Raw genomic sequence first — 9197 nt, 5'->3', positions numbered from 1 at the left:
TAGATTCTATCCATAGGTGAAAAGGCTTTATGCTTATCCAGATTGCAGATGTGAAGATAAAGCATGGTGGTTTTAATATCGGTATGTCCCAACAGATCTTTAAGTGTCATAATATCAGTTCCCATTTCCAGAAGATGAGTCGCGTAAGTATGACGAAGAATATGGGAACTGATCTGTTTTTTGATTCCCGATTTCTTACGAGCTTCATTAATAATCCACCTCACACCATTTGCTGAAAAATGTTGAACTGTTCCATCGGGTCCATTCCCATTAAACAGCCAGATGTATGGACGAAGAATAGCTATGTATTTTTTAAGTGCATAAGATAAGTTGTCACCCAATGGCACATAACGATCTTTTCGCCCTTTGCCTTCTTTGATGTGTAGCATTTTACGATCCAAATCCACATCTGGAATTTTTATATTGAGTAGCTCCGACCGCCTTAATCCACAGCCATACATTAAGGCAATCAGCATTCTATGTTTTAGTAACTTAGGTGTTTCTATTAAGCGTTTTATCTCTGGAACACTCAGTACTACAGGGAGCTTATATACTTTTTTTAGCGATGGTAAGCTATGAAGTAATGGCTCTTTCCCATAGAGTTTGTAAACAAAACGCAAACCATAAAGTGTATGCTTGAAATAAGATGATGAAGGTGTTTTCTTTTTCGATTGCAGATAATGAAGGTAATCTAGTACTTGTTCAGCATCTAAATCGAGAGGTGAACAGTTAAAATGAAGTGTTAATGTAGCTAGACAACGAGCATAGTTGGTCAGCGTACTCAAACTTTTACCAGAAAGCTCAATAGAGCGTTTCATCTTCCGATAAATATTGTTAAATTCATCGCATGAATTACATGCCCGTTCGATTAAGGTGCTTTTTTTTCATAATACGAATTTTAAATTAAATACTATCTAAAGGTAAGTAAATGGGTTCTTTAGCTACCTTTAGGTTTCGTTCAACAATGGCTATAGTTAATACGGGTTTTAGTGCTTAACCCAAAGTTTAGAGCTTTTAACCAAGTCCGCCAAATCTTTTGATTTGGCTTTAAACAAAAAAGATAAAACAAAATAAAAAGTTTTGGCTAAGTGCTTAATCGAAAATTCAGCCCTTCGAAATCCCGTACTAACCATAGCCGAGACGTTATGGGCAACCAAAAGTAAAAGCCACTTCCAATGGGAACAATAGAAGAAATAATTAAAACAATCGATGACAGATTAATCGAAACTGGAAAAGAATACTTGGTTTTAGGACAAGCAAATCAACTTCTTGTTTCAGAAAACGTAATTTCTATTGCAGAAAATTCAAACAAAGCTTTAAAAAATCTTTTGGAAGAAAATAAAATCCCTCATGCTTATCAGACTGAAAGTACACCTAAACAATGGAGAATACCACTCTCTGACGAAGGAAAGAAAAGACAAAAAACGGCCCAAAAAAAGAAACCTATAAACCCGAAAATTCAAAGTAATACCATTTACAATAATACTAACAGTGGATTTAATCAAGCAATTTGCCCAGGTTGTGGACTTAATCTCTATATCCCTCCAGAAATTAAAAATGAAAATTATATACAGTGTTTGACTTGCGGAAAGAATTTCCGTAATCCTTTAAAAACAAATACCGGACAGACATTGACTAAAACACAAAGAAATTGGTTAATTGCAATTGCTGTCGTACTTGTATTGTGGTTTATTGGAAGTATGTCGGATGATAATAATGGCTCTACTTCAAGTTCAAAAGTACAGAATAGTGAGTGGGATGCCTCAGTTTATCAGGTGGAGCATTATTTGAAAAACTCCTATCTTAAAGACCCTGATAGTTATGAAGGAATAGAATGGTCAAAAGTTAACGAGATGTCGGGAAGCAGTGAATATAAATATTGGGTAAGACATAAATATAGAGCAAAAAATAGTTTTGGGGGCTATGTAATTGAAAACAAAATATTTTATCTCGATGACCAAGGGAATGTTATTAGTGAAAAAGATGTGTATTAACAAATATATTATGGACAGAATAAAAATTTTGAAGCAGTTAGAATCAGCAAGGAATAAATATAAACCTGAAGAAATAAAAACATTAATTGTTGGAGAAGCCCCGCCTGACAGCATTGAACGTTTTTTTTATTATGAGGATGTTAAAAAAGCAGACTATTTATTTTTAGGTATTATTGGAGTTCTTTACCCAAGTTTAAAAAATCAATACATGGACAGCAAAAGAAATCCTGTAATAAAAGAACAGATTTTGAAAAAGTTTGTGCATGATGGATTTTTCCTTCTTGATTTGTTTGAATTCCCTGTTTCTATGAATACAGACACCGACAATGAAGCTGTTAATAAATTGATTATTAAAATTGACGGACTTGGAATAAACAAAGCCCCGCTTGTTTTAATTAAGGCCAATGTTTATGATACAGCATTTGTTCCATTAAGAAGAAAATTTAACGTGACAGACAAACGTATTGACTTTCCGTCATGTGGTAATCAACAAAAATTCCACGATAAATTTTCGGAAGTAATAAAACGACTCGGATGAAGAATTGGCAGCCCATAACAGGCGGTATATTTTATTGCCGAGACAATGCTAGTTTCAGCGTTTCTGCATCTAATAAACTTTCGTGTAACTTGACAGGAAAGTGCTTCGAAATCGGCAACAAAAACATACCGCCAAACCGTTGTGTTTCATGCAAAGCCAGCCCGCAATAGCACATTTACAATTCGCACAAGCTAACCCTGATTCCCAATATTGTAAAAGAGCTATTTTTTCCATCCCACTGTGAAAGATTTCAAAAAAGATTGTATATTTGACCAAATAAGGTCAAGTCTTAATTTGGTAAAATGACAATAGGACAGAAAATAAAAGAATTAAGAGAAGATAAGGGGATGCTTCAAAGGCAATTAGCGTCTACCTTAGAAATTGGAGATGGATTTTTGAGCAAAGTAGAAAGAAACCAAAAATCCTTAAAACGCGAACATTTAAAAAAGATTAGTGAATTATTTGACTGTTCTTTTAAAGAGTTAGAAGCGCTTTGGATAGCATCTAAAGTTTATGATTTAGTAAAAGACGAAGAAGAAGGACTAACAGCTTTAAAAGTAGCAGAAGAGCAAATTAAATATGGGAAATCAAATGCCGAAATACAATAGAAATATAGACGAATTAAAAAGTCATGCTGCTTTATGGTGGCCAGAAGAGTTAAAGGAAAAAAATGCCAAGGCAAATGTAATACCTCTACTTCTTAGTACTCAAGAAGAATTTCTAAGTATTATTAAGTTAGCTAAAAAAGACCCTTTCAAAGTTTTTGACCTTATAACTACATCCGAATTTCCAGCAAATTACTTTTTAAAACATTTGACTGTACTTGCGGACTATGGAGGAGAAAAAATCCAACGATTAGGTAACGAATTTGAAGATATTTTCCCTAAAGACAAGAATAATGCATATTATTTTGAGTTTACTTGGAATAAACAAGATTTCACGTATCAGTTCGAGGAATTCCCAATAAAGGGAATGGGAAATAAGAAATTTAAAATTGATGGAGAAGGACTTACCAAAGAGGTTGAATTAGATAATAAAACAAAAGATTTAATTGCAATACTTTTATATGCAGCAGCTTCAGATGTACATGATAAAGCAGAACTTGATTTATGTGAAATAGGTGGCTTAATTGGAGAGCCAGAAAAACTAGAATCTTATGTCAGAAATAAATATATCGTTGTAAGCAGAATAACAGGTGGTGCTACAGCAAATAGCTTGGGCCAGCTTGCTCAATCTGAAATTGTAGAGTTTTTAACCAAGTCTCTCGATAACAGCTATGAAATTATTCGGAATGGCTATATAAACCTTAGCGGTTATGACAAAGATGGTGGAATGCCTTTCGATATCGTGGTTAATAAAAAAGGTAAATCAATTGGAATAGAAGTAAGCTTTCAAGTAACCACAAATAGTACAATAGAACGTAAGTCGGGGCAAGCTGCAGGCCGATTGAATTTAGTTCATAAGGATGGACATCATATAGCGTATGTAATTGATGGTGCAGGAAACTTTCAACGCTCTTCTGCAATAAGTACTTTATGTGATAATAGCGATTGTACTGTTGCGTATACAACTGCTGAATTTGAAGTATTGTCTAACTGGATTAAAAGTGTCTTAAAATGATAAAATTTATTGATTTATTTGCAGGCACTGGTGGAATTCGATTAGGATTTGAAGAAGCCTGTAAAAAACATGATATTAAAACAGAATGTGTTTATTCATCTGAAATTGATAAAAATGCTTGTAAATCGTACGAACTCAATTTTGGAGAAAATCCTCTTTCTGATATTACTCAAGTAAATGATTTACCTGATTTTAATTTTATGCTTGCAGGATTTCCATGTCAGGCATTCTCATATGCAGGAAAAAGGAAGGGTTTTGGAGATACGCGTGGAACGCTCTTCTTTGATGTAGAAAGATTATTAAAAAAATATCGTCCAAAAGGGTTTGTATTAGAAAATGTAAGAGGTTTAACGACACACGATAAGGGACGCACTTTTGAAACAATTGTTAATTCTTTAAAGTCTCTTGGCTATTCAATTGAATACAGATTGTTGAATTCCAGCAATTTTAATGTCGCACAAAATAGAGTTAGAATTTACATAGTTGGAATTTTAAATAAAGATTTCATAATAAATACTATATCGGATGTTGGAGCAGTTGATTCGCATAATTTTAAAGCTCGTAATGTTCAAAGAAGTTTGTTCGATGATTTTAAACCTATAAAGGTTGTAAAGGATATTTTAGAAGAAAATCCTGACCCAAAATATTTTTGTAGTGAAACATTTACTAAACAGTTGAAAAAAGTAATTGGAGATGATTTAACAAAACTTCATGGGTACAGATTGATAGATACAAGAAATGGAAATTCAATTCATTCTTGGGAACTTGGAATAAAAGGAGAATGTACACCTGATGAAGTTGAGTTTATGAATCTCTTGATTGCAAACAGAAGGAAAAAGATTTTCGGGACACATCAAGATGGAAAAGCCTTAACTGTAGAACAGATTCAAACATTTTACAAAAATGAGAATATAAAAGAGATTGCAGGTTCTTTAATTGAAAAAGGGTATTTGAGTAATTACGAACAAAAATATAACCCTGTTTGTGGAAATATGTCTTTTGAGGTTTTCAAATTCCTTGACCCTGAAAGTATTTCAATAACCTTGACTGCTTCAGATACAAATAGATTAGGTGTTGTTCAAAACGGAAAGCCAAGACGATTAACTCCAAGAGAATGTGCTAGACTACAGGGGTATCCAGACTCATACAAATTACAAGAGAATGATAATGCTGTATACAAACAAATGGGTAATGGTGTTTCTGTTCCTGTAATAGAAAAATTGATTTCTGATTTAATGGATAACAATAAAGAATTGATGCTGGACATTTTCCATCCCGATAAACCATACACATTGCCAAGTCACACAAGCAAAACACACGACCAAAACTTGTCAAAGAGTATGGTTTGCTAACCCGATGGAGAAAAGAAAGCACGAAAACACAATCGAATAGCCCGCCCCGCTAGTAATCACTAGCAGGGAGAGGCTTTCACACCACTGTACGTACGGGTCTCGTATACAGCGGTTCGTTAAGTTGTGGGGAATAAAGAATCACGTCTAACAGGCGTGATTTGTTTGTAGATGTCGAGCATCGATTCATAACCTCGCTTCTTCAACCTTTCAAGTGTAATGGTCGTTCTCAAAATTGGACTCTGAGCTATTGCCCAACCACCCATTCGTGAACGAGACCATGCATAGGCTTGTCCTTGCTGAATTCCCAAGCGGATAAGGCTTCGCCTTTTCTTTTCAGGCTTTTTCCAATGGTGCCATATACAATACCTGAGCCTGTTGCGCAACCAACCGTCAAGATCTTCGAGTTTGTTTAAAATACTTGCCATACGGAAGTTGTTTACCCAACCTCTTTGAACCTCTTTCAATTTTTGAATGCGCTCTTCAAAGCTCATCGGTGTCGTTTTCCGAGTGATTGTTTTCAGCTTTTCTTTCAGCTTCTTCCAACTCTTTTCTGATACAACTAATTGGTACTTACCCCGTTCTCCTTTCTTGTAGGTCGGCACAAAACCGAAACCCAAAACAGTAAAATGAACAGGTCGCCGAATGCCACTCTTTTCCCGATTAATAGTCAACTTGAGTTTATTTCGTAAAAACTTGTAAACCTTGTTACCAACTCTTCGGGCGGTAGCTTTCGATTTGGTATAAATACTAAAATCGTCGGCGTAGCGGGTGAATTGCAAGCCCTGTTTTTCCAGTTCCAGATCCAATTCATGCAACATGATATTGGACAGTAATGGACTCAGTGGACTCCCTTGTGGCACGCCTTTTCTGCGTTTGACCAACTTGCCTTCGATTAAGATCGGGACTCGTAGCCATTTGCGAATTAGGCGCATTGTTTCACGGCATTTTATCTTACGATAAAGTAGTTGCAACAAATGACAATGATCCACTTCATCGAAGTCCCGATTATGGATTTTGTTGGTTTTGTTTCACAAAACCTTACAAATCCTATTTCGGGATCAAGTCAATGTCTACGATATGCTGATAGCCATCGTTGATGTATCCCTGAGCTTTAATCACTGCCTGATGCAAACTTCGGTTCGGTCTGAATCCAAAGCTAGAGTCCGAAAATTCGAACTCAAACTTGGCCGTGATAATCTGAAGTACCGCTTGTTGAAGCAGTCGGTCGGTTACAGTCGGTATGCCCAATAAGCGCATCTTTCCGTTTCCTTTCGGAATCTCTACTCCTAAAATGGCTTGAGGCAAATATTTACCTGAGCGAACCTTTTCTTTCAGCTCCTCTCGATTAATCGACATGAGTTCTGAAAGTTTAGTTACAGGCATGTGATCAACTCCTGCCGAACCTTTGTTCTTTTGGACTTGATACATCGCTCGTAGCAGATTCTTTCCTGTTAGTACTTGCTCAATCATTTTAGTTTACTTTTTCTTTTCCCTGTTCCGCTTAATGCAAAGCTAGAATTGTAAACAACAGCTTCTTTGCAACATTTGGAACAACTTAATCCCGATGCTCGGGACAGGCTGTTCAGCCCTTCACTGCTCTGTGAGTCCTCCACAATTTCTATTTGTGGCTCATTGTCTTACAGCTACTATGGCCTCGGCTGACTTCTCACCATAACCAACTCGTGGTTGATGAGATCTCCCTTGGTAAGGTAAATGTCCTTCCGTCTAATCCTGCGGGATCTACATCGCTATCCTTTTGATACTCGTTGGGCTTTGCAATGATGTGCTTACTTACCCGAATAACAATGCCTCATATCCCGTTCCTGTTCGTCAGTTCAGACTTTTGCCGGTTGGCTTACTTCAGTGCATGGGTCACCCCAAACCACCTTGCCACTTGCTAATGCTTCCAGGAGTCTTCCTAGTGCATAAGGGACTTACACCCTCTGGACTTTCTTTCATAATATTTAACTACATAAAAGAACTTTTACTAAATTTACCATTCAAGGCACACACAATGTGTATAAATCATTGGGCAACAAGTGGTTAAATGAAAGTGAGTACATTTAATAAACATAATAGCGGTTTGACAGTGAAGTGCTTCGAAATGCCCAACGCTTCATACACGTGACCGTTAGCGGTAATACATTAGAAAATGAAATCAATCATTCTACTCATATTTACAATTTTATCTATTTCTGTAACAGCACAGGAATTAGAAGTTGAAATACTAAATGATATTTTCGTTGAATTAATTGGAGAAGAACATTATTTAAAGTCTATTGCTCCACCTCCACCACCTATTCCTGCAGATTCGATAATTAAATGTAATCCTACACTTTGGACTAAAGAAACAATAAGTGAACTTAGAATATTAGGAGAAAAATATGACATCATTAAAAAAAACAGGCAAATTGATGACAGACAATTAATTGTTTTTGTAAATGAAAAGCTTGAAAATGACACCGTAGAATTAAAGAATTGGAGTAATGAAATATTAGAAAAGGTCTCTGATTTTACTACAACTGATTTTATTAATTTCCCGAAGTTGGGATCACTGTATATTGAAATTAACAAACTGAATAATACTGGGAGGTTTACATTACATAAATTAAGCGATAGGAAATTATATTCAAATACAGACAAAATAAAAGTCGTTGGTCAAGTTATACTTTCTAGGATATACTTGAATGAACAAAAGAATAGTGGTTTCCTTTTTTATACTTATTATTTTGATCCAAATCATTCATTTACAAATTTGATTTTTATTGAGAAGAAATATGAAAAATGGATAATATTGAAGACTGAACTTGTAGAGATATCATAAAATGTACAACCGCTAACAACTAAGCGTTCGTGTGGCAGGAACTGCCCAACATGAACGGTGGGTTGACGTAACCGGTGACAGAATTCTTACTCTTATGGGGAATGGTGTAAGTGAAAACCTTTTTAGAAAGGGAATTTAATATGGAAAGATTTTTAAATGCAGTAATTTCAAAGAATAATAGAAAGTTGTAGATCCGTCTACAGCTTTTTTTGTGTTTTAGATTTAGAATAGTTGACAATGGTACATAGCTATGTCAGTAGCCTTTTGTTAAGACTTTATTTTTACAATAGCCTGAATAATTGATGTATCAAGAGCTTTGATGTTTTTCGGAGGGCCTCGATTATCAAAATACCGGATAGTGATGAGTTCTCCTTTTTTACAAGTTGGACAAATTCGATGTTTACTTTTTTGTTCTAGGCAAATAGTAATCGAGCCCAATTGCTCGTGCAAAATGGGCAGAATCTCTTGTTTTAGCGAACTAGAAAGTATGCCGTAATGCCGAATGCGTGTAAACCCTTTTGGCAAAATATGTAAGGAGAATCTTCGAATAAATTCTCCATCACTTAAACTTACAGGATGTTTTTTTCCTCCCTGCCGGTAATCTTTGGCCATAAAAGTTACTTTCCCTTCTGCTATATCTATTAGTCTGTGGTTGCTAATGGCAACTTTGTGGGTGTATCGGCCAAGGTATTCTACCACTTGTTTGGGGCCAAAGAAAGGCCGTTTGCAGTACACCACCCACTTTTTCTGAAACAATTGTTTGTAGATCTCTGGTGTGAGATTAAAATGCAATCTGATTTGCCGGGTAAAACGTGCCCGAAAAACTTTACTCATAGCTTTTACAGGAAACAAATATTTATCCTTTCCCT

The 9197-nt window shown here is 35.7% G+C and carries 10 protein-coding genes; 6 read left to right on the top strand and 4 right to left on the bottom strand.

Annotated elements, in window-relative coordinates:
- On the bottom strand, window positions 1-818 hold an 818-nt coding region (locus BZG02_RS20395), incomplete at its 3' end, for a tyrosine-type recombinase/integrase (RefSeq protein WP_101263599.1).
- Window positions 819-1175: 357 nt separating this feature from the next.
- On the opposite strand from BZG02_RS20395, the gene BZG02_RS20390 reads away from it, so the two are divergent.
- From BZG02_RS20390 to BZG02_RS20370, 5 genes are all read left to right on the top strand, one after another.
- Window positions 1176-1994 (top strand): hypothetical protein, encoded by an 819-nt coding sequence (locus BZG02_RS20390; protein ID WP_101263598.1) that lies wholly within the window; start codon window positions 1176-1178, stop codon window positions 1992-1994.
- Between the two features lie 10 nt (window positions 1995-2004).
- Entirely contained in the window at window positions 2005-2532 is a 528-nt protein-coding gene (locus BZG02_RS20385; RefSeq protein WP_143470529.1) for a hypothetical protein, read from the top strand.
- Between the two features lie 302 nt (window positions 2533-2834).
- Entirely contained in the window at window positions 2835-3140 is a 306-nt protein-coding gene (locus tag BZG02_RS20380) for a helix-turn-helix domain-containing protein (protein ID WP_101263596.1), read from the top strand.
- The gene (locus BZG02_RS20375) at window positions 3112-4152 is read left to right on the top strand and encodes a hypothetical protein (protein WP_218972318.1); all 1041 of its coding nucleotides are present in this window, start codon (window positions 3112-3114) and stop codon (window positions 4150-4152) included. The genes BZG02_RS20380 and BZG02_RS20375 overlap by 29 nt, the downstream gene beginning before the upstream one ends.
- A complete protein-coding gene (locus BZG02_RS20370; RefSeq protein ID WP_101263595.1) occupies window positions 4149-5504 on the top strand; it encodes a DNA cytosine methyltransferase in 1356 nt (451 codons plus the stop codon). Before BZG02_RS20375 ends, BZG02_RS20370 begins: the two co-directional genes overlap by 4 nt.
- 116 nt (window positions 5505-5620) lie before the next feature.
- Here the strand turns inward: BZG02_RS20370 and BZG02_RS21245 are convergent, their stop codons facing one another.
- The gene (locus BZG02_RS21245; protein WP_281253727.1) at window positions 5621-6493 is read right to left on the bottom strand and encodes a reverse transcriptase domain-containing protein; all 873 of its coding nucleotides are present in this window, start codon (window positions 6491-6493) and stop codon (window positions 5621-5623) included.
- A gap of 58 nt (window positions 6494-6551) precedes the next feature.
- On the bottom strand, window positions 6552-6974 hold the full coding sequence (locus BZG02_RS21240) for a reverse transcriptase domain-containing protein (protein ID WP_281253726.1): 423 nt from the start codon (window positions 6972-6974) through the stop codon (window positions 6552-6554).
- A gap of 682 nt (window positions 6975-7656) precedes the next feature.
- On the opposite strand from BZG02_RS21240, the gene BZG02_RS20360 reads away from it, so the two are divergent.
- Complete coding sequence (locus tag BZG02_RS20360) at window positions 7657-8328, top strand: hypothetical protein (RefSeq protein WP_101263594.1); 672 nt, start codon at window positions 7657-7659, stop codon at window positions 8326-8328.
- Window positions 8329-8595: 267 nt separating this feature from the next.
- Here BZG02_RS20360 and BZG02_RS20355 read toward each other — a convergent pair.
- Window positions 8596-9197: IS91 family transposase (locus BZG02_RS20355; protein WP_180335742.1), on the bottom strand; the 602-nt coding region annotated here is incomplete at its 5' end.

Origin of the sequence: Labilibaculum filiforme, assembly GCF_002843315.1 — a bacterium.
Classification (GTDB): Bacteria; Bacteroidota; Bacteroidia; order Bacteroidales; family Marinifilaceae; genus Labilibaculum; species Labilibaculum filiforme.
This window is presented reverse-complemented; position numbering and strand designations above follow the sequence as displayed.